The organism is Ulvibacter sp. 2210JD10-4, from assembly GCF_058148525.1.
Map to the genome: position 1 here is coordinate 81,919 of NZ_JBYVJZ010000002.1, position 21,851 is coordinate 103,769.

Sequence of the window (21,851 nt, forward strand, 5' to 3'; positions counted from 1 at the left end):
ATGTCTTTAAAACCCTTTGCTGCTAAAATTTTCGCGAAAGTTGTGGTATACCGCATCTATAAATGGGCAAAAAACCCACAAGAAACACAGCATCGTGTTTTTAAAAGATTAATTGCCCAAGCTCAAGACACTACATTTGGAAAGGACCACAATTTTAGTAGCATTAAAACCCCTGAAGATTTTATAAAACAGGTTCCTATAAGAGACTATGAAGCGTTAAAACCTTATGTAGAGCAAGTTGTAAGTGGTAAAGAAAATATTCTCTGGCCCGGAAAACCAATCTATTTCGCAAAAACATCGGGAACAACAAGTGGGGCAAAATATATTCCACTGACCAAGGCTTCAATGCCGTCACATATTAAAGCGGCACGAAATGCTATTTTGTGTTATATCAACGAAACGGGAAATGCAAAATTTGTCAATGGAAAGATGATCTTTTTACAAGGAAGCCCAAAGCTATCAAAAAAGAATGGTGTTAAACTTGGGAGGCTTTCCGGGATAGTGGCCCATTATGTTCCCGGATACCTTCAGAAAAATAGATTACCCAGTATGGAAACTAATTGTATTGAAGATTGGGAAGCCAAAGTTGACGCCATTGTAGAAGAGACTAAAAGCGAAAACATGACCGTTATTAGCGGGATTCCTTCATGGGTTCAAATGTATTTTGAAAGATTAAAAGCAGTAACGGGCAAAAAAGTTGGAGAATTATTTAAAAATTTTGATCTTTTCATTTATGGCGGTGTTAATTACGAACCGTATCGTGCCAAATTTGAGGATTTAATAGGAAGAAAAGTAAACAGTATTGAACTATTTCCTGCCAGTGAAGGGTTTTTTGCTTTTCAAGATAAACAGAATGAAAAAGGGATGCTGCTTCAATTGGATTCTGGCATTTTTTATGAGTTTGTCGAATCCAATAGGTTTTTTGAAGAAGATGCTCCCCGTATTACAATTGGTGAAGTGAAAACCGGAGTCAACTATGTAATGATCATTTCCACAAATGCTGGTCTATGGGCTTATAATCTGGGAGACACAGTTCAGTTTACATCAACAAACCCGTATCGTTTAATTGTTTCGGGGCGAATCAAACACTTTATTTCGGCTTTTGGAGAACATGTAATTGGGAAAGAAGTTGAACAAGCCATGCAAGAAGCTATGGAACAGTATAATTTTTCAATTTCTGAATTCACAGTAGCTCCCAGAATACAAGTAGAAGCAGGAAAATTACCGTATCACGAATGGTTGATCGAATTTGAACAGGAACCTCAAGATCTAATGCAGATCGCCAGTGCTTTAGATGCTTCTTTACAAAAACAGAATTCGTATTATTTTGACCTGATCAAAGGCAAAGTGCTTCAGCCATTAAAAATAAGGCCTTTGGTAAGAAACAGTTTCAACGATTATATGAAGTCCCAAGGAAAATTGGGAGGCCAAAATAAGACGCCCAGGCTGGCAAATGACCGAAAGATAGCAGATGCATTGGTTAAAATGCAACCTTAAAATTAGCGTATCTTTGCAAAATATGAATAAATTAAAATCACATACAAGAACACGTGCACAAGAGAGCTCCGGGGCAATAGAGCGATTGTACATTACCATGCGGCACCTTTTTAACAGGGGCTACTATAAACCAATGGGGCTTTCCGGGGAAACACTTCGAGATGCCCTTTTCACCCTAAGGCCAGAGATTTATGGATCTATTGCTGAAGAAAAAATAGAGCTTCAGGGATTATTATATGTTATTGACAGATTACCGTTTGGAATTGAAGAATGTCGTTTTGTAAATCTAACCAGTGATGAGGGGTACAAAAATTCGCACTTTAAAGTAATTATTCCTGAGAAACGTAGGCGTAATTGTTACCGTATTGATTCTGAACAAATGAATATTGAAGTCACTCGTGGTCGCTCAGAGATTTATGATATTCTAACACACTTAACCTTCCTTTATATTGAGTCACATAAAATTATGAAACAGGTGTTGATTAATGAAAAAGGGAGTGTGATACGTGACTGGAAAAAATTAGAAGAAGCTGTACTTAAAAAGGGAAAGCTTACTCAAAATGAAAAAGAAATTGCTTTAACACATACCGCTAATTTTTTAGGAAGGACTTTTGAAGAAGTCTATGAAATATACCCGGAGTTTGCCTGTACTGAAGACGAAAATCGATTTTTAAATATTATTTATTATTTAGGAAAGTATGCTATTGAAGAGGTAATAGAGGATAATAAGCGGATCATTACTTTTAGCCCGGTACTTCGGGAACGCTTAGGACACCACATTCATGGAGAACGATGGGCACTGAAAATTAAAGAAACTCTCGAAGAAAAAGGATATTTAAAGAGACCTTTACACATCATTAGTGCAAATATGCACAGTATCATGAATAGCTTATATGCCTCTATTGCTTTGCCTTCTGAATTTAATAAAAAAGGGCCATTAGAAGTGTATGAAGCTCTAAGCAAGGCCGAAAACAGTAAACTACGGGAAAAAGTTACCAAGGTGGCTTTACAAAATGGGATGACGGCTATTGAAGACAGCAGTGGAACAAATATAAATGTACAGATTTTCGATACTTCAAAACTTGTTGAAAATACAACAATCCCTTTAGAAGAAAGTCCTGTAATTATTGTTATGGACTATGCCTTTGGTGAGCAGGCCTACGAAAGCATGGATGAACTTTTAAAACCTTTTGAAATCAATAAAACAAAACACTTTTTAAATGTTGTTTCAATTTCAATAATGGGAAAAGCCGGAATTTTAGAAGGCGGAAAAGGAGATATCATGATTCCTTCTGCGCATGTTTTTGAAGGAACAGCAGATAATTATCCTTTCAAAAATAAATTGAAAAAATCACAGTTTGTAGATGATGATGTTAATGTTTGTACGGGTGCTATGATCACTGTATTGGGAACTTCGCTTCAGAACAGAGATATTTTAAAGTTTTTTCACGATTCTACATGGAATGTGATTGGTCTGGAAATGGAAGGAGCCCATTATCAAAAAGCAATACAGGCGGCATCAAAGATTAGAAATAGCATAAATGCCAAAGTTGAGGTACGGTATGCGTATTATGCATCAGATAATCCTTTAGAGACAGGAAGTACACTAGCCTCCGGAGGACTTGGAACAACAGGAGTTAAGCCCACCTATGTAATAACTGAAAAGATATTAAAACAGATTTTAGATTAAACTAAAAAAATATTTTGAACAACAATAAAGTCTTAATTACCGGAGGAGCAGGGTTTATTGGCTCTAATTATGTAAAGTATCTTATTACTAATACGGAAGATCATATTTTTGTGTTAGATAAGCTAACTTATGCGGGTGATTTAAAGAATTTGACTGATATTTCGGAAAAACCAAATTATACTTTTGTCAAGGGAGATATTTGTGATGAAGTTTTAGTTAAAAGACTGTTTGATGAGCATAAATTTTCCAAAGTAGTACATTTTGCGGCAGAATCTCATGTTGATAATTCTATAACCGGGCCGGCAGCATTTATACAAACCAATATTGTAGGGACTTTTAACCTTTTACAAAATGCCTACAAAACATGGATGAATGGCCCCAACCAAATAAAAGAAGATTTTAAGTCTGCCAGGTTTTTACATGTATCTACAGATGAAGTATATGGAACTTTAGGCGAGACGGGGCTCTTTACCGAAAAGACACCTTATGCACCTAATAGTCCCTATAGTGCATCAAAAGCATCTTCAGATTTTTTGGTGCGAAGCTATTTTCACACCTATGGACTACCGGTAGTTACAACCAATTGTTCTAATAATTATGGACCTAATCAACATAAAGAAAAATTAATACCCACAATCATTCGAAAAGCAATCTCGGGAGAACCAATTCCTATTTACGGGGAAGGCAAGAATATAAGGGATTGGTTATATGTAAAGGACCACTGTATAGGAATTAAGTTGGTTATAGATAAAGGAGCACTAGGTGAAACGTACAATATAGGAGGAAATAACGAGCGTGAGAATTTGTATATAGCCCATACAATTTGTGAATTATTGGATAAATTAAAGCCAAAGGGTATTTCGTATAAGAAACAGATATCTTTTGTAAAAGACAGGCCTGGTCACGATTTTAGGTATGCTATTGATGCTTCGAAGATTGAGAACGAATTAGGCTGGAAAGCACAAGAAAACTTTGAAACGGGTATTTTGAAAACCGTAAACTGGTATTTAAATAACACAGATCGATTATGAAGGGAATTATATTAGCAGGAGGCTCCGGCACACGGTTACATCCTATTACTTTGGCAGTGAGCAAGCAGTTGATGCCTGTATATGATAAACCTATGATTTATTACCCTTTATCAACGTTAATGTATGCAGGGATTAGAGAAATATTGATTATTTCAACGCCACAGGATTTACCTCTTTTTCAGAAATTATTAGGAGACGGAAAAAAATTTGGTTGCGAGTTTAGCTTTGCAATCCAGGAACATCCTAATGGCCTTGCCGAAGCATTTATTATTGGAAAAGAGTTTATTGGAAATGAAAAAGTAGCATTGATTTTAGGGGATAATATATTCTACGGCTCCGGATTAAGAGAGCTGTTACAATCCAATAATGATCCGGATGGGGGAGTTATATACGCATATCATGTCCACGATCCCGAGCGTTATGGAGTAGTAGAATTTGATAAAACAGGAAAAGCACTCTCTATTGAAGAAAAGCCGAAATCACCAAAATCAAATTTTGCCGTACCCGGAATTTATTTTTATGACAATAGCGTAGTGGAAATTGCATCTAATATAAAACCCAGTACTCGGGGAGAATTGGAAATAACCGATATAAATAACGCCTATTTACAGCAGGGGAAATTAAATGTTAGCATACTTGATAAAGGTACTGCCTGGCTGGATACCGGAACATTTGCTTCTTTAATGCAGGCAGCCAAATTTGTGGAAGTGATAGAAGAACGACAAGGGTTAAAAATAGGATCTATTGAAGAAGCGGCCTATGAGATGGGATATATTTCAAAAGAAGAACTTATTATTTTGGCAAAGCCATTATTAAAAAGTGGTTACGGAAAACATTTATTACAACTGGACTAAGTTTTGGAAATAAGACACACATTACTGGAAGACTGTATTATTATAAAGCCAAACGTTTTCAAAGATGAGCGAGGGTTGTTTTGTGAAACCTTTAATAAGAAAACCTTTAAGAAAGCTACAGGAATAGAAATTGACTTTGTGCAGGATAATCAATCGGTTTCCAGTTATGGTGTACTCCGAGGGCTTCACTATCAAAAAGGGATGATGGTACAAGCTAAATTAGTTCGGGTGATTAAAGGTAAAGTGTTGGATATTGTTGTTGATCTGCGGAGAGGGTCTAAAACCTTTGGTAAACATTTTTCATATGTGTTGGATGATATTAAAAACGAACAATTATTTGTTCCTAAAGGATTTGCGCATGGTTTTATAACACTTTCAGAAAAGTCCGTTTTTGCATATAAATGTGATAATTATTACGATAAAGTTTCGGAAAGAGGAATTATCTATAATGACGCAACCTTATCTTTAGATTGGCATCTTCCGAAGGAAGATTTTATCATTTCAGAAAAAGACTTACAACTTCCTACTTTTGAGGAGGCAATTAAATGAAAAAGGTACTAGTTACAGGTGCGAAAGGACAATTAGGAAAATGTATTAGAGACGCTGTTTCAGAATACACCGGACTAGACATTTTCTTTGCTTCAAAAGATGAATTGGACATTGAAAATACAGCTTTGGTTGAAGATTTTTTTAAAACAAATTCTTTTGACTATTGTATAAATGCTGCCGGATATACGAATGTGGAGAAAGCCGAAAGTGAACAGGAAAAAGCATTTAAGGTCAATGCGCATGCAGTCAAAACATTGGCATTACAGTGTAAAAAAGCAGATATAGTTTTTATTCATATTTCTACAGATTATGTATTTGACGGGCAAAAGAGAACGCCCTATATAGAGGAAGATGCAACGAATCCTTTAAATGTATATGGAGCTTCAAAGTTAAAAGGGGAGCAATATATTCAGGAAATATGTGAGAAATATTTCATTATTCGTACCTCATGGTTGTACTCACAATACGGCCATAATTTTTTGAAAAGTATTTTAAAGTTTTCTAAAGAAGGAAAACAGCTTACTATAACCACAGAACAGACAGGGACGCCAACTAATGCTAATGACCTTGCAAGACTGATTTTGGATATTGTTGTTTCGGAAAATGAAAACTACGGGCTTTATCATTTCAGTAATGAAGGAGAAACTACCTGGTATGGGTTTGCAGAAGCAATTTTAAAATTATCAAATCAATTTGATGCTGTAAAGCTTGTTAAAACCGACCATTACTGTACTTTTGCAAAGCGACCAATTTACAGTATTCTAAGTAAATCAAAAATTTATAGAATATTAGATATAAAAGCAATAAACTGGAGAGAAAGTATTCAATTTCTAATTAATAAGATGACTTTAATCCACAAACTGAATAAGAATGGCACAGAATAATAACGATGAAATAGATCTTTTAGTTGTTTTAAATAAAATTAAAAGAGGATATTATAACCTTTTAATTAGTCTATATAGAGGGTTACGGTTTTTACTTTCTAAATGGAGGATACTGCTGATATTAATAATAATAGGAATTGGAGCAGGTTATTTTTCCTCGAAAAATTCAACCCCTCCAAAACAAACATCTCTTTTGGTTCAAATAAATTTTGATGCCACTAATTACGTTTATGATGCTATTGAAAAACTAAATGGTGAAATTAAAGAAAGAGATACTGTTTTTTTAAAAGAATATAAATTATATGAAGAAGAAGAGCTAATTCTTTTAGGTGCTGAAATTGAGCCAATTGTAAATGTTTTTGATTTAATTGAAAACAATGACAATAACAATAATACTAGGACTTTAGAGAAATTAATGGAAGAGGCTGAATATAAAGATAATATTCTAAAGTCAGAATTTTTCTTGCCAAGATATAAAATTCATAAAATTTCATTATTGTTTTCTGATCTTGCAAATCAAGATTCTATAGATCTTTTTCTTGATTATTTAAATGAAAATGAAATTTATTCTGCAATTAAGGAAGCTAGTATAGAAAGTTCAAAGTATAATGTTCTTGAAAATAAACAAAGTATTATGTCAATTGACTCTCTTGTAAGTGTCTATGGATCTAATATTTACAATAAGCCTCAAGCGAGCCAGATATATTTAAATACTTTTAATAATGGAAACATACATTTATTACTTGATGAAAAAACCATATTAATTGAAGAGATTAAAGAATTAGAAATAGAACTTTTAAAATATGACGAAATAGTTAAAGTTCTTAACAAGCCATTTTTAGTTACAGTAGATTCCTTTTCTAGTAATAAAAAATTAATATTTCCTATTTTATTGGTTTTTATATACATAGCCTTTATTTTGATTAAAGATTTTTATTTGAAGATAAAAAGGATGAGTGAAAAAAATGCTTAAGACTATTAGATTTCTTTTCAAATAAAAAAAAGTATGAAAAAAATAAATTTAATCGTTTTTGGCACAAGACCGGAAGCAATTAAAATGGCCCCTTTAGTTTTAGGTTTTTTAAAAAACACTGAATTTATTACGAAGGTTTGTGTTACAGCACAACACAGAGAGATGCTGGATCAAGTATTGGATTTTTTTAATATAACTCCAGATTTTGATCTTAATGTCATGAAACCTAATCAAAACCTTTACAGCCTTACAGCGACAATTATCGAGAATATGAAAGAGGTGTTGGAAGAAGTTAAACCTGATTATGTATATGTTCACGGAGATACAACCACTTCAATGGCCGTTGGAATAGCTTCTTTTTATAGTGGTGCTAAGGTATGTCATGTAGAAGCTGGTCTGAGAACCTATGACAGAAAATATCCATTCCCTGAAGAATTTAACAGACAACTTACGGGCAAAATAGCTGATTATCATTTTACACCTACTCAATTATCTCGCTCCAACCTGATAAAGGAAAACACGGATGATAATTCTATTTTAGTAACGGGCAATACAGTTATTGATGCTTTAATGTATGGTATTGAAAAGGTAAATTCTGAAACATTTAAAGATTCAGAAATTGAACGACTTAAATCTATATTGGACTTTAAGAAGAAAATTATTTTGGTAACTGGTCACCGAAGAGAAAATCATGGAGAGGGACTATCGAAAATTTGTTCAGCATTAAAAATCATAGCTAAAAAAAATGAAAATGTTCAAATCATCTATCCGGTCCATTTAAATCCAAATGTAGAAGGACCTGTTTATAAACTTTTATCGGGAATTGACAATGTAACTCTTATAAAACCAATGGCATATGCTGCATTTATATGGCTTATGGAAAAATCGTTTCTTATTATTACTGATAGTGGAGGTATTCAAGAAGAAGCTCCTAGTTTAGCAAAGCCGGTTTTGGTGACAAGAGATACTACTGAGCGACCTGAAGCGGTAGAAGAAGGTACAGTTTTATTAGTAGGAACTAATACTGAAAAAATAATTGAAGAAACTCAAAAGCTCATAAATGACGCCGCTTATTATAATTCTATGAGCATGCTACATAACCCGTATGGTGATGGAAAAGCATCTTTGAGAATAATAAATTTTATAAAAAGCTTATAATATGAGAAAAAAACCCACTGTAATAATGATGGGATTAGGCTATATAGGCCTCCCAACTGCTGCACTAATAGCAAGTAGAGGTTTACAAGTTATTGGGATTGATATTCGTAAAAGTGTAGTTGATATTATTAATAAGGGTAAAATACATATTGTAGAACCTGATTTGGACGGATTGGTACATCACGTAGTAAAAAAAGGTTATTTAAAAGCAGCCACAGCTCCAGTTGAAGCAGATGTTTATTTAATAGCAGTCCCTACACCTTTCAAAAAAGATTATGTTCCTGATCTATCATTTGTAAGTTCTGCAGTTAGGAGTATTATTCCTACACTTAGAAAGGGCGCTTTAGTCATTTTGGAATCCACCAGTCCTGTTGGAACTACACAGAAAATGCAAAAGCTCATATTTGAGGAACGACCAGAATTAAAAGGACAAGTCTATATTGCATATTGCCCAGAAAGAGTCCTTCCAGGAAATATTCTACATGAATTAAAACATAACGATAGAGCTATAGGAGGAATTGATGAGATATCTACTCAAAAAGCAATAGATTTTTACAAACATTTTGTTGTGGGAGAATTACACCCAACTAATGCAAAAACTGCCGAAATGGTAAAACTTGTAGAAAATGCTTCAAGGGATAATCAAATTGCATTTGCTAATGAGTTATCAATCATTTGTGATAAAGCAGAAATTAATGTTTGGGATATGATTAAGTTGGCTAATAAACACCCACGAGTAAATATTTTAAAACCAGGAACCGGAGTAGGGGGCCATTGCATTGCTGTAGATCCCTGGTTTATTGTTTCGGAATTTCCAAAAGAAAGCCCTTTGATTAGAAAATCAAGAGAAGCTAACACATATAAGACCGAATGGGTTTTGGAAAAAATTAAAAATAAGGCCCTTATATTCAAAATTGAAAACAAGAGAAATCCAATAATTGCTTGTATGGGTTTGGCATTCAAACCAGACATTGATGACTTGAGGGAATCTCCTGCATTATATGTAGCTGAAACTCTTGAAAAAAATGGTTTTACCATTCTAAATGTTGAACCTAATCTTGAGAACGGAATTGAAAAAGAATTAACACCTGTCAATGAAGCAATACAACAGGCAGATATTGTTGTATTTTTGGTGGCTCATGCAGAGTTCAAAAATTTAAAACTTAAAAGCACAAAATTAGTTTTAGATTTTGTTGGCATTAATTAGCTTATTTTTAATATAATCATTTGCTTAATAGTCTACTTAATAGAAAATACTTGGTTTATGGAAGCTCTATTGTCTTTAGTAGGGGTTTAGAGTACGCCGTTCTTTTTTTTGCTGCTCATCATCTTTCAAAATTTGATTATGGAGAACTAGAATATTATAAAAAAATTATTGAGGTTGGCTCTTCTGTTTTTGCTTTTGGTTTTCCAGCGCTAATTATTAATTACACAAGGAGTAAGGATAGTAAAAAGTATTTTACATTATTGGGGATACTTTTTGTTATTGGGGTTGCAATTATTTCAAGCATTTTTTTTAACCTTTTCAATTGGGAGTTTTTAATAATTCCATTTGTTTTTTATGCCATTTTTTTTAATGGAGGAATCACTCCAGCCTATTTATTAGTGTATAGAAGTAGTAATGCTTCATCTATTTATAAAATAATAGTTTCATTAGGGTTTTATGGAGTTATATTTTATTCTATATATTTTTACGATGTAGCTGGAATGGCATATGTCTATGTGAATTACATTTTAATTCCCATAGCATTAATGTATTTGTTTATTGTATTTTATAGGAATAAAATAGTCTTAAATAAGTTAATTAAGTATTGGAATTTATTCAAAAAACTACTGATTAACTCTTTTACATTGGTAATTAGTAATTTTGCAAATTTGATGTTTTTGTATACTGATATTTTTATCATTAAACTTTTATCTGATACTGCAAATATTGATATAGCTAATTACAGTTTTGCTTTAAATATTGCAAATATTTTAATGTTAGTACCGCTAACATTAGTTCAAGTTGACATAGAAAAATTAAAAAGAAGCTCTAATTATGTAAAGGAATTGAATAAAAGATTAATAATTTTTATATCAACCATTTCACTGCTTTTGATTCCCGCTTTTCTTTTTATTACAAATTATATTTTAAAAGATTATACCGGAATTTTTTCTTTATTTTTAATCATTTTAGGGGCAAAGATTATTCAATCCTTTTCGCCATTATATGGATCAATGCTTCTTATTAATAAAAAATTTAGAATCAATCTGATCATTAACATTTTTAGCTTGATAGTTAATATACTACTTAGTTATTTCCTATACAATTACTTTCTGTTGATGGGTATTGCCTATGCAAGTTTAATTAGTTTAGGAATCAGACAATTAATGCTATTGTTTAATTATAGTAAGATAAAAAGCAAATCCATTTAAAAAAATCAAGTAGTAATGGCAGGTATTTTCGGAGTTTTCTTAAAAAACAAAAAGTATAAACACTGTTTTGAATTTTCTTTAAATGAAACAGCCATTAGAAATCAAGTTAAAGTTGATGGAGGTATTTTGGGCAGGTCAGTTATTAATAAGCTTCAAAAAGACAGATTTTTCGATAAATATGATGACGTAGTTGTATGTTTTGAAGGTGTTAACTTAAGTAATACAATTATAAGTTCAGAATTATTTTTTAAGAATTACAAGGAGAGGGGCATTTCTTTCATAAAAGATTTAAGGGGAACATATTCCGGCTTTGTATATGATAAGCTAAAGAATAAAATTTATGTTTTTAATGATAATCTTTCAACCAAAAATATATTTTACTATTATAAGAAGGATGAGGGTTTTATTTTTTCATCTGAGTTATTCGCCTTATCAAAGTTTTTTAGACAAGAGAATATACAATATTCTTTAAATACCGATGCAGTTTATATGATGGCCTTATATGGTTTTTTATTAGAAAACAATACTTATATTAATGAAGTAAAAAAACTAGAATATAGCTCTTTAATAACGTATGATTTTTCAAGTACGGAATTTAAAATTGAAAAACTGCATTCATATTCATATTCAAAAATTAAAATATCTTATCCTGATGCCTTACATAGAATTAATGAATTAATGGAATATAGTATTCACAAGAATTGGAATAAAGACAGAGAATATGCTTCAAACCATCTTTCTCTTTTAAGTGGAGGAATGGATGCTAGGGTAAATGTTCTTATTGCTAAAGAACTTGGGTTCAATAATATTTCTACAATTACTTTTGGACAATCAAATTCTAAGGATGTTAAGTATGCAAAGCAAATTGCTGTTGGTGAAGAATTCAATCATTTTCAAAGATTACTAGATGCACCGGAATATTTGATCGACAATATTGTCGATAATTATATTATTCCAAATGATGGCTTAATGATGTTTCATACATCAGCACATACTTCTTCAACAGTTAAGAGTTTTAATTTATTGAATTATAGCACGTTACACACAGGGCAAATAGGTGATGTATTGTTCGGTTCTTTTAACAAACAGGGGTATAATCTTAATAAAAATAAGGGACGTATAGGATATACTGGTTTTATTTCGGATAACTCTTTGTTAGAAAAAATAGATTCTTTACCTAATATTTTGAATAAATACCAAGAACTAGGGTTTGAATTGTATATATATGAACAGAGACAAATAAATGCAACAATTACCGGAGACAGAAGTTTAAACAATACAATTGATAATATTTCTCCTTTCTATAATCTTGAACTAATTAATTTCTGTTTGTCTTTACCGAATGAGTATAAAAAGCATCAATTAATATATTTTGATTGGTTGAAAAAATATCATAAGCAAGTTTTAAAATACCCATGGGATAAAATTGATATGGTCCCAAACCATAAATTAAAAATTATTTACGGGAAAAAAATAAAAAAATATATTAATGGGGGTAAAAAATATTTCAACTTAAAATATGATAGTATGAACCCATATAATCAATGGTTAAAAACACATCCATCAATAATTAATAGCATGGATTATATAGTTGAGTCTGAAAGCAGTAAAAAATATATTCTTCCTGAACTTAAAAAAGACCTACTTGAGATTTACAATAATGATATATTTGAATATAGAAATAAATTTGCTGTTGTGACAGCATTATTAGCAATAAAAATTCATTTTGAAATTGAGTAAAAATATCCGATATTTTTTTTTAAATAAGCTAAACCTTGAACTTTCAATTTCAAAGAAAATAGTTCAACAGTTTTTAGTTTTACTTCCCTTTATATTGGTTTATTTAGGCTCAGTTTTTCAAACTACAAATAAGAGCATTGTTACAATTTTCAAACTCTCTGCTTTTGGATATATGTTATTATATATATTGCTGCAACAAAAAAGTAATAGAAATTTAATCATAAGCACTCTTTTATTTTTCCCTCTTTTATTCTATGGAGTCATAATTTCATATAACATTAAAGCTGGTATAAGTGACGGGATACGATATTTGTTTCCAGTAGTAATTTTGTTTTACGGATTTGCAATTCGAAAACATTTTCCATTACTACTAAAATTTATTATTGCTTTTGTTGTCATAAATTTTTTAATGCAGATAGTAAATTATATAAATTGGGCTAGAGGAATACAACAATGGTTTTATTATACAACTGAAGATGGCCTTGTATATTATAACAAAGCTTCTGGGCTAATAAGGGCTACAGGTATAGTTGTTTTCTTTGGGTTCTTTGGGTTCTTTAATATGATTGCTTTTTTTGTAATAAATAAATTCTATAAAGGGAAATTTAAAAAAATATTACTAGCGATTACATTATTTTCATTATTAGCAAGCCTTTCTTATAAGGCTTTTGGGGCATTTTTAGTTGTCCTTTTCATTTACTATTATAAAAAACTTTACAAAGTTTTTCTTTACCTTTTTTTTCTTGTAATAGGCTTCTATATAATTTTTCCTTCGAGAATAAATGGTTTTGTAAATGATATCGCTCTTAGAATGAGTCTTTATATCACTGAAGGTAATTCAGCTAGAAGTGAATCTTATAGGGTGATGTTAAACGAAATGGCTAATTTTAATTTATTTGGAAGAGGAGTAGGTGTTTTTGGAGGACCGGCATCTACTACGTACAACTCTCCTTTTTATAGAGAAGTAAGCTTTAATTGGTATGATACGGCATGGTTAAACTTAACAACTACAGATACATATTTGCCTCACCTATTTGTAGAACTGGGAATAGTAGGGGGTTTTATTTATTTATTTGCACTATTAACTCCCTTATATCAAAGAAAATTAAATGCAAAAGTTAAATTAGTATATGTGATATATTTCTGCTTGTTTTTTGATATGCTTTTTTCTTTTTCTTTGAACAACTTGGAATATCTGCTTTTTTCTTTGGTTTTTGTATATCCCATATATTATTATTCAAGTAATAAAAATAATGTATACGTTGAAAAATCCGTGTAATAAATGAAACCTGTTAAACAAAATAAAAATTTACCAAAAGTCTTTTTTTTTGCAAATATACCTGTTGCATCTAAAGAACGCTCTATTGGCGGAGCAACAGTTTTGGCAAATAATATTTTAGATTTTCTTAATGCAGACGATAGGGTTTTTATTAAGCACCAACAAATACGTTCTTTTTGGAGAAATAAACTTCAATTAGTAGATTTTTTCTTATGGATTTTTAGATTTCCCTTTAACATATTCAATTATGATGTGATAAGCTTTCATAGTACAAAGGATTTTCACTTTACCATTGCACCTATTTTGTGGTTATGGGCAAAACTTCTAAGAAAGAAGACAGTGTACCATTTTTTTGGAGGAAACTTTCAAGATCATTATAAGCAATTACCATTTGTTTTAAAATGGGTGTTAAAAAAAACAATTCTAAATTCGGACACCGTATTTTTTGAAACACAAGAATTAGTAAATTATTTTAAAAAAAAAGGATTTAAAAATATTGGATGGTTGCCTAATTCTCGAAAACCTATTACAAATTTTAGTGCAAATGAAACCTTTCAGAAAAAATTTGTATTTGTTTCTAGAGTGATTCCGCAAAAAGGAATAACCGAAATTATCAAAGCTTCTTCTCATTTACCCGTTAATTATATAATTGATGTTTATGGTCCGGTTGATGACAGGCATTACACAGTTGAATTGTTTAATAATACGAAAGTAAATTATAAAGGAGTTTTAAAACCAAATGAGGTTATTTCAACACTTTCTAAATATAATGTATTGTTATTGCCATCATATTTTGAAGGAGAAGGGTATCCGGGAATTGTTATTGAAAGCTTGGCTTTAGGAATACCAGTTATAACAACATGCTGGAAAGCTCTTCCTGAGATTATTACGAACAAGGAAAATGGAGTTTTAATAGATATTAAAAATGAAAAGCAGCTTAAAGATGCAATTTTACATTTTAATGAAGATAATTACAATATATACCATAAAAATGCTCTAAAAAGTTTTGAAAAGTTTAATAGCAATGTTGTTTTTAATAAATTTATTGATAGCTATATATACTAAAAGATGTCAAATTTTCCTTCAAATAAAATAATGATAATCACAATTTTGGCAGTGCTAATGTGGTTTGGATTAGTATTTTTGAACACTGCTCAAAATCAATTTTTTCAGTTGAATTTTGATTGGGATAATACAGAAGAGATTAGTTCTTTCGGTAATATGAGTATAGACTCTATCTCGTATAACTACCTTAAAGTTAATTTAGAGAGAAAAAAACAAACAAACGCACAATACACATATAAATTACAATTAGAAGATGAGTCCTTTTACTATCGATTTGTATATACAAATATTGTTGGTAATGAAATTGAGTTTAAAGGTGTTGAATGGATAACAGGCATCCCTTCAAATGACCAAAAACGAGGAAAACTTACTGAAGTACTTATTCCTTTAAAACAGACAGGCAATATTTCTTTGGTAACCCTTGGGGATGAATTACTTTTTGAGAATGAAGCAAAGTATTTTAGAAAGAGCATAGCAACACAAAAGAACATTGAATTTAAAGGACGATTTTTGGATGTTTTTAATTTTCCACATGAGGCAATTAAAGAGAATACTTTGCAAAATATGTTGGAACAAACAAAGATAATAGCAGATGCAAATGCTTATGTTTTGTTTTTTGATTTACAAGGAATAAATACTTCTTTAGATGACAATAGCTTTATTTTAAAAGAAATCTTTGATAGGTTGTTGACTGCTAAACAGGCGAAAAGGATTATATTAATTTCATTACCTCCTTCAACAATAGATAAAAGAAATGAATTTAATATGAAATTTAATGAAATTTTGATACAGAATGTGGTTGACCCTAGAATAACAGTATTGGATAGTTACAAAATATTTTCGGAGAAAAAACTCAGATACCTTATGCCAAATGGGATTAATTTGAATAAAGAAGGATATCAAAAATTAGCTAAAGAGCTGGTAAAAAAACTATAATGAGAGTTAGTAATACAACAAAGGATAAGTTTTTTTATTGGCTGTTAGCTTTTATTCTAATTACTTTACCCTTTCCGGATTATAGCTTAAATTCAAAAGCAATTATTGCATTCATCATATTTTGGGGATTTTATAATCCTTTTTCTGAAAAATTAGAATTGCTTAAAAAATATTGGCTTCCTATTATGCTCCTATCTAGTCCTTTTTGGTTGACTCTTTTAGGATTATTATATTCTAACGATGTAAGTGCTGGTTTTAAAGAGGTTCAACTAAAATTACCTTTTTTGGTTTTCCCCGTTACGCTTTTTAGTGTTAAATTGAAGAATAAAACGTTTGATTTTGTGATTGCTCAATTTGGTTATGCAGTTATTGTTACTTCCCTCTTAGCATCTGTTAAAGTTCTTTATTTTAAGATTAATTCTTTAGGGAACTATTTTTATTATGACAAATTTTCAGAATTTTTAGATAAGCATACTACCTATTTCTCGTTGTTCATCATTCTTAGTATTATTTCATTTTTATACATGTATTTAGAGAGTAAGTTTAAAAAACATGTATTTGTCTTTAGCGCCCTTTCACTGTTTCCTATTTTATATATGCTAAGTGTACGTATTAGTATAGTTGCATTGGGGATTGGTTTTTTTGGAATCCTCTTTTATCTGAATAAGGGAAAGTTAAAATGGGGAATTTTTATAATTTTGCCATTATTATTTGCTTCTCTTTATTTTACTCCTAACTTTAAAAAAAGATTTGAGCCTAGTGCTATTGAAAATGCTCAAATTAACGACCTGTCTTATAGAAAAATGCATTGGAAATCAGTGCTTAAGGCCATTGATCATAATTCTTTATTAATTGGAAACGGAACAAGAAGCCATAGAGATTATTTGTATAACAAGTACCGAGAATACAAACTTACCTCTGCATACGAGAACCAGTATAATGCACACAACCAATATTTGGAAACGATATTAGATTATGGGCTGTTAGGATTATTGGCTTTCGTAACAATGATAATCTATTTATTTAGGTTGTACATAAAATCTAAGGATTCTTTGGCAGTAATTTTTCTCTCTATTTTTATTGTATATATGGTTACAGAGTCCATATTGCAGCGGCATAGCGGCATAGTAATTTTTTCAATATTAATAACTATTCTGACCTATAGAAATATTTCAAAATACTCAGTAAATGATTAGTAATAAACATCCTTTTTTTGCAAAAAAAGGATATATTAATACTATATTTGCCGGAATTTTTATAATAAAGCTTGCCACAAAACCGAATACAATTACTTAATGCATTTATAGACAATCTGTCTATGAATGAAACTATTATGTTGATTCAAGAAAAAATTGAAGCACAACAACAAATTCATCATGTTGCTGTAAATGCTGGTAAGATGGTGCAAATGCAGAAGAATGTTCAGCTTTTGGAGAGCGTCAATAATTGTGATCTTATAAGTCCAGATGGACAAGCTGTGATATGGGCATCAAGGTTTTTAAACAAGCCATTAAAAGAACGTGTTACAGGAATTGATCTAATGAAAAACCTGGTTGCTCTTGCACATGAAAAGAACTATAAAATATTTCTTTTTGGTGCTAAAGAAGAAATTGTAAAAAAAGTTTCTGAGATTTATACAAGTCAATACAATAATGGGATTATTGCGGGTTATAGAAATGGATATTTCACATCCACGGACGAATCTGCTATTGCGCAGCAAATTGCCAATAGTGGAGCTCAAATGTTATTTGTCGCTATTACCTCACCAATTAAAGAGAATTTCTTATATAAATATAGAGAAACCCTTAAGGATGTAAACCTTATCATGGGAGTTGGAGGCAGTTTTGATGTAGAAGCTGGAGTTACAAAAAGAGCTCCATTATGGATGCAAAAAGTAGGCTTAGAATGGTTCTATCGTTTTCTGCAGGAACCTAAAAGAATGTGGAAGCGTTATTTGATTGGAAACACAAAGTTTATACTTTTAGTTCTCAAAGAAAAACTATCAGGGAATAGAAAATAATAATCAGATACTTTCATTATTTAATTAGAAAAGGATTGATCGCTATTAAAATTTTAATGGCTAAATATGGTTCTTGTAGTATTGTTTTTTAACTTAGGCCAATTAATTTATTTAGAATACTATAGATGAGGATACTACTCGCTTCCATATATCCCTATGCTTTTTTATTATTATATTTCATTATTCCTTTTGATGACTATGTAAGGGCATTGCCAAATATTTTATTTGGAATCTTAGTGGCTACTTTTCCATTTATAGTAACTAAGGAAGATTTTAAGAAGCTACGAAAAATCCCTACATTTCTATTTATAGCTTTTTTTGCATATTTATTTGTAAATGCAATTTTTTCTTATAGACTGGATGGGGATTTTAAGATTATAAAAAAAGTTTTTATAGCCATTGGACTAGTGATATTGTATATTCCTATTGCAGATTTTAAAAAAATAAATAAGGCAATTGTATTCTCTTCATTAGCTGCCATCCTTTTTTCTGTAACAAATATTATTATCTTATCTATTACTTCAGGCAATTTTGAATTAGGAAACTCACCTTTAGTAATTGAAGCGCTTCTTGTAGATAGAATTTATCTTGGTCTGTTAAGCATAGCTAGTATTTTAGTTTCATCTCAGGCTTTGCACAAAACATATCATCCAAATAATAATTATAATCTCACCAATATCATTATAAATGCCCTTTTTATTATTGTAATAGGGTCAAAGATTTCTATAATTCTCTTAATACTACTTGTTGTACTTAGGCAATTTTATGGAAAAATAAAAATAATTAGAATTTTGGCAGCCATAGCAATATCTGTACTAATTGCATTTTTTACTATCACTATAAGTAATAAAAATAATGATTCCGTAAATATGATTAAGGATACTGCAATTTCTCGTTTTATAAATAATACAATGACATGGGAATTAAGGGCTGTTGTGTGGAAGTGCGGTTTACATATAATGAAAACAGAAGGCCTTATGTTAAAAGGCTATGGATTTGAAGGCACCAAGGAGAAGTTAGTAAATTGTTATAATGAACAAATCGACGATCCAGCAAAAAAAAATGACTTTGTTTCTGAAAGATATAATACCCATAATCAGTTTATTGATTTATATATTAGTTATGGATTTCTTTCTTTCTTAATTTTTACAACTTTCCTTTTAGTAGTGTTTATGCAAAATAAAAATAATTATTTTGCTACAGCAATAATGTTTTCTTTGGTATTGTATTGTTTGGTAGAAAATGTGTTTCATCGTCAAATAGGGGCATATTATGTTGGGTTATTTCTAATTTTTTTAATATTTAAAAGTAATGACGTTCAAAACAACGTTATAAAAAAGAAATAAAAATGATTGCAAATTGTATTTTTGCTTCATCAAAAACAAAATAGATCATTTTAAACCTTCTTCAGAATTTTGGATGATGGAGAAAACCGAATCATAGCGTTTTTAAAAAATATGAAAATAACAGTAATAGGTACAGGATATGTTGGATTGGTAACGGGGACTTGTCTTGCCGAAACAGGGAACGAAGTAGTGTGTGTCGATATTGATATAGAAAAGATTGAACAAATGAGACGTGGTATAGTCCCCATTTATGAACCTCATTTGGATATCTTGTTTGAAAGAAACATAAAAGCAAATCGTTTGAGATTCACTACTTCACTAGATGAAGGATTAGAACATGGGGATATTATATTTTTAGCCTTACCGACACCTGAAGATGAGGACGGTTCTGCAGACCTCACATATGTTTTAAATGTATCTAAAGAGATAGGAAGTAAAATCAAAAAGTATAAAATAATTGTGGATAAAAGCACAGTTCCAGTTGGCACAGCAGATAAAGTAAGGGAAGTAATCGCTCAAAATGCTGTCTGTGATTTCGATGTGGTTTCCAATCCGGAATTTTTACGTGAAGGATTTGCTGTGGATGATTTTTTAAAACCAGAGCGGATTATTGTAGGTTCTAGTCAAGAAAGAGCTACGAACCAAATGAAGAAACTTTATGCTCCATTTGTTCGCTCAGGGAATCCTATTATTATTATGGATGAACGTTCTGCAGAACTGACAAAGTATGCTGCAAATGCTTTTTTGGCAACTAAGATCACCTTTATGAACGAAATTGCAAATTACTGTGAAAAAGTAGGTGCAGATGTAGATGAGGTGCGTGTGGGAATGGGTACAGATTCCCGAATTGGAAAACGGTTTTTGTTTCCTGGGATTGGTTATGGAGGATCTTGTTTTCCAAAAGATGTAAAAGCATTGCAAAAAGCGGGACGAGATAAAGGATATGATTTTAAAATTTTGGATTCAGTAATCGACGTAAATAATACTCAAAAAACTATTTTAATCCCTAAAATAGACGCCTATTTTAATAATAATCTTTCTGAAAAAAAGATTGCAGTTTGGGGGCTAGCCTTTAAGCCGGAAACTGATGATATAAGAGAAGCACCATCTATATATATAATGAATGCATTGTTAGAAAGAGGTGCTAACTTAACTGTTTTTGACCCAGAAGCTATGCCAAACATCAAAAAGCTGTTTGGGAAAAGGTTAACTTACGTAGACTCTATGTATGCTGCGTTAGAAAATGCAGATGCATTAATTATATGTACAGAGTGGAGTATTTTTAGGACGCCAAATTATTATAAGCTGAAGCAACTATTAAAAAGACCCGTTGTCTTTGATGGTAGAAATCTCTACAATATAGAAGACATGAAGGCAGAAGGATTTACATATTATTCTGTAGGGAGAAAAAAGACAAATACATGAGAAGGAGAGTTTTAATAACCGGAGCTGCTGGATTTTTAGGTTCTCACCTTTGTGATAAGTTTATTGATGAAGGATATGAGGTTATAGGAATGGATAATTTAATTACAGGAGATTTAAAGAATATAGAACATCTGTTTAAACTAGAAAATTTCGAATTTTACCATCATGATGTTACAAAATTTGTACATGTTCCTGGAAAAGTGGATTATATACTTCATTTTGCATCGCCGGCAAGCCCAATAGATTATTTAAAAATTCCTATACAAACACTAAAAGTAGGTTCTCTAGGGACTCATAATTTGTTAGGTCTTGCAAAAGAAAAGAACGCACGTATATTAATCGCTTCCACTTCAGAAGTATATGGAGACCCTTTGGTTCATCCTCAAAGTGAAGAATACTACGGCAATGTAAACACTATAGGGCCACGAGGGGTTTACGATGAAGCAAAGCGTTTTCAGGAATCTATTACTATGGCTTATCATCGTTTTCACGGAGTTGAAACACGCATTGCACGTATCTTTAATACTTATGGGCCAAGAATGAGATTGAATGACGGTAGAGTTATTCCCGCATTCATTGGACAGGCCCTTAGAGGAGAAAATCTAACTGTATTTGGAGATGGATCACAAACCAGATCCTTTTGTTATGTGGATGATCAAATAGAAGGATTGTTTCGTTTGTTATTAAGTAATTATACTCTCCCTGTAAACATTGGCAACCCTCACGAAATAACAATATTGGACTTCGCTCAAGAAATTATTAAACTTACAGAAGCAGATCAAAAAATCATTTATAAACCCTTACCTCAAGATGATCCCATGCAGCGACAACCGGATATCTCTAAGGCAAAAGAAATTTTGGATTGGGAGCCAAAAGTATCCAGAAAAGAAGGGATGAAAAAAACATTTGAATATTTTAAAAACCTTTCTAAAGAAGAATTGTTTAAAAGTGAACACAAAGATTTTTCAAAACATAACAGAGAGTAG

General features: G+C 31.3%; 19 protein-coding genes. All 19 read left to right on the forward strand.

Translation table 11 applies throughout. From position 1 onward, the window contains the following. Complete coding sequence (locus tag ACY2RT_RS06090; RefSeq protein ID WP_490155010.1) at positions 1–1,497, forward strand: GH3 auxin-responsive promoter family protein; 1,497 nt, start codon at positions 1–3, stop codon at positions 1,495–1,497. A gap of 22 nt (positions 1,498–1,519) precedes the next feature. Then, positions 1,520–3,187, forward strand: coding sequence for a DUF6909 family protein (locus ACY2RT_RS06095; protein ID WP_490155011.1), 1,668 nt, complete (start codon positions 1,520–1,522; stop codon positions 3,185–3,187). A 14-nt stretch (positions 3,188–3,201) separates the two neighbouring features. Further along, the gene (gene rfbB / locus ACY2RT_RS06100; RefSeq protein ID WP_490155012.1) at positions 3,202–4,218 is read left to right on the forward strand and encodes a dTDP-glucose 4,6-dehydratase; all 1,017 of its coding nucleotides are present in this window, start codon (positions 3,202–3,204) and stop codon (positions 4,216–4,218) included. Further along, entirely contained in the window at positions 4,215–5,072 is an 858-nt protein-coding gene (gene rfbA, locus ACY2RT_RS06105; protein WP_490155013.1) for a glucose-1-phosphate thymidylyltransferase RfbA, read from the forward strand. The genes rfbB and rfbA overlap by 4 nt, the downstream gene beginning before the upstream one ends. A 3-nt stretch (positions 5,073–5,075) precedes the next feature. After that, positions 5,076–5,621 (forward strand): dTDP-4-dehydrorhamnose 3,5-epimerase, encoded by a 546-nt coding sequence (gene rfbC, locus ACY2RT_RS06110; RefSeq protein WP_490155014.1) that lies wholly within the window; start codon positions 5,076–5,078, stop codon positions 5,619–5,621. Further along, entirely contained in the window at positions 5,618–6,505 is an 888-nt protein-coding gene (gene rfbD / locus ACY2RT_RS06115) for a dTDP-4-dehydrorhamnose reductase (protein ID WP_490155015.1), read from the forward strand. The genes rfbC and rfbD overlap by 4 nt, the downstream gene beginning before the upstream one ends. Then, positions 6,492–7,478, forward strand: a complete 987-nt coding sequence (locus tag ACY2RT_RS06120; protein ID WP_490155016.1) for a hypothetical protein — start codon at positions 6,492–6,494, stop codon at positions 7,476–7,478. The genes rfbD and ACY2RT_RS06120 overlap by 14 nt, the downstream gene beginning before the upstream one ends. A gap of 33 nt (positions 7,479–7,511) precedes the next feature. Next, positions 7,512–8,636, forward strand: coding sequence for a non-hydrolyzing UDP-N-acetylglucosamine 2-epimerase (wecB, locus tag ACY2RT_RS06125; RefSeq protein ID WP_490155017.1), 1,125 nt, complete (start codon positions 7,512–7,514; stop codon positions 8,634–8,636). A gap of 1 nt (position 8,637) precedes the next feature. Beyond that, positions 8,638–9,843, forward strand: coding sequence for a UDP-N-acetyl-D-mannosamine dehydrogenase (gene wecC, locus ACY2RT_RS06130; RefSeq protein WP_490155018.1), 1,206 nt, complete (start codon positions 8,638–8,640; stop codon positions 9,841–9,843). A 20-nt stretch (positions 9,844–9,863) separates the two neighbouring features. After that, positions 9,864–11,054 (forward strand): MATE family efflux transporter, encoded by a 1,191-nt coding sequence (locus ACY2RT_RS06135; protein ID WP_490155019.1) that lies wholly within the window; start codon positions 9,864–9,866, stop codon positions 11,052–11,054. Positions 11,055–11,069: 15 nt separating this feature from the next. Next, on the forward strand, positions 11,070–12,794 hold the full coding sequence (locus ACY2RT_RS06140) for an asparagine synthetase B family protein (RefSeq protein ID WP_490155020.1): 1,725 nt from the start codon (positions 11,070–11,072) through the stop codon (positions 12,792–12,794). After that, on the forward strand, positions 12,787–14,073 hold the full coding sequence (locus tag ACY2RT_RS06145) for a hypothetical protein (RefSeq protein WP_490155021.1): 1,287 nt from the start codon (positions 12,787–12,789) through the stop codon (positions 14,071–14,073). The genes ACY2RT_RS06140 and ACY2RT_RS06145 overlap by 8 nt, the downstream gene beginning before the upstream one ends. A gap of 3 nt (positions 14,074–14,076) precedes the next feature. Beyond that, entirely contained in the window at positions 14,077–15,138 is a 1,062-nt protein-coding gene (locus tag ACY2RT_RS06150; protein ID WP_490155022.1) for a glycosyltransferase, read from the forward strand. Between the two features lie 3 nt (positions 15,139–15,141). Next, entirely contained in the window at positions 15,142–16,074 is a 933-nt protein-coding gene (locus ACY2RT_RS06155) for an SGNH/GDSL hydrolase family protein (RefSeq protein WP_490155023.1), read from the forward strand. Further along, positions 16,074–17,270, forward strand: coding sequence for an O-antigen ligase family protein (locus tag ACY2RT_RS06160; protein WP_490155024.1), 1,197 nt, complete (start codon positions 16,074–16,076; stop codon positions 17,268–17,270). Before ACY2RT_RS06155 ends, ACY2RT_RS06160 begins: the two co-directional genes overlap by 1 nt. Positions 17,271–17,341: 71 nt before the next feature. Next, entirely contained in the window at positions 17,342–18,094 is a 753-nt protein-coding gene (locus ACY2RT_RS06165) for a WecB/TagA/CpsF family glycosyltransferase (RefSeq protein WP_490155025.1), read from the forward strand. Positions 18,095–18,219: 125 nt separating this feature from the next. Beyond that, positions 18,220–19,440 carry an O-antigen ligase family protein gene (locus tag ACY2RT_RS06170; protein WP_490155026.1) on the forward strand — a complete coding sequence of 407 codons (1,221 nt, stop codon included), beginning with the start codon at positions 18,220–18,222 and terminating at the stop codon, positions 19,438–19,440. 111 nt (positions 19,441–19,551) lie between these two features. Next, positions 19,552–20,865, forward strand: coding sequence for a UDP-glucose dehydrogenase family protein (locus ACY2RT_RS06175; RefSeq protein ID WP_490155027.1), 1,314 nt, complete (start codon positions 19,552–19,554; stop codon positions 20,863–20,865). Further along, complete coding sequence (locus ACY2RT_RS06180) at positions 20,862–21,851, forward strand: UDP-glucuronic acid decarboxylase family protein (protein ID WP_490155028.1); 990 nt, start codon at positions 20,862–20,864, stop codon at positions 21,849–21,851. The genes ACY2RT_RS06175 and ACY2RT_RS06180 overlap by 4 nt, the downstream gene beginning before the upstream one ends.

What these genes read in the sequence shown, in the direction of transcription:
- wecB (WP_490155017.1), top strand. Translation starts at nt 7,512, where the DNA reads ATGAAAAAAATAAATTTAATCGTTTTTGGCACAAGACCGGAAGCAATT.
- rfbA (WP_490155013.1), top strand. Translation starts at nt 4,215, where the DNA reads ATGAAGGGAATTATATTAGCAGGAGGCTCCGGCACACGGTTACATCCT.
- ACY2RT_RS06170 (WP_490155026.1), top strand. Translation starts at nt 18,220, where the DNA reads ATGAGGATACTACTCGCTTCCATATATCCCTATGCTTTTTTATTATTA.
- ACY2RT_RS06180 (WP_490155028.1), top strand. Translation starts at nt 20,862, where the DNA reads ATGAGAAGGAGAGTTTTAATAACCGGAGCTGCTGGATTTTTAGGTTCT.
- ACY2RT_RS06160 (WP_490155024.1), top strand. Translation starts at nt 16,074, where the DNA reads ATGAGAGTTAGTAATACAACAAAGGATAAGTTTTTTTATTGGCTGTTA.
- ACY2RT_RS06120 (WP_490155016.1), top strand. Translation starts at nt 6,492, where the DNA reads ATGGCACAGAATAATAACGATGAAATAGATCTTTTAGTTGTTTTAAAT.
- ACY2RT_RS06175 (WP_490155027.1), top strand. Translation starts at nt 19,552, where the DNA reads ATGAAAATAACAGTAATAGGTACAGGATATGTTGGATTGGTAACGGGG.
- ACY2RT_RS06140 (WP_490155020.1), top strand. Translation starts at nt 11,070, where the DNA reads ATGGCAGGTATTTTCGGAGTTTTCTTAAAAAACAAAAAGTATAAACAC.
- ACY2RT_RS06090 (WP_490155010.1), top strand. Translation starts at nt 1, where the DNA reads ATGTCTTTAAAACCCTTTGCTGCTAAAATTTTCGCGAAAGTTGTGGTA.
- ACY2RT_RS06095 (WP_490155011.1), top strand. Translation starts at nt 1,520, where the DNA reads ATGAATAAATTAAAATCACATACAAGAACACGTGCACAAGAGAGCTCC.
- ACY2RT_RS06155 (WP_490155023.1), top strand. Translation starts at nt 15,142, where the DNA reads ATGTCAAATTTTCCTTCAAATAAAATAATGATAATCACAATTTTGGCA.
- wecC (WP_490155018.1), top strand. Translation starts at nt 8,638, where the DNA reads ATGAGAAAAAAACCCACTGTAATAATGATGGGATTAGGCTATATAGGC.
- ACY2RT_RS06150 (WP_490155022.1), top strand. Translation starts at nt 14,077, where the DNA reads ATGAAACCTGTTAAACAAAATAAAAATTTACCAAAAGTCTTTTTTTTT.
- rfbD (WP_490155015.1), top strand. Translation starts at nt 5,618, where the DNA reads ATGAAAAAGGTACTAGTTACAGGTGCGAAAGGACAATTAGGAAAATGT.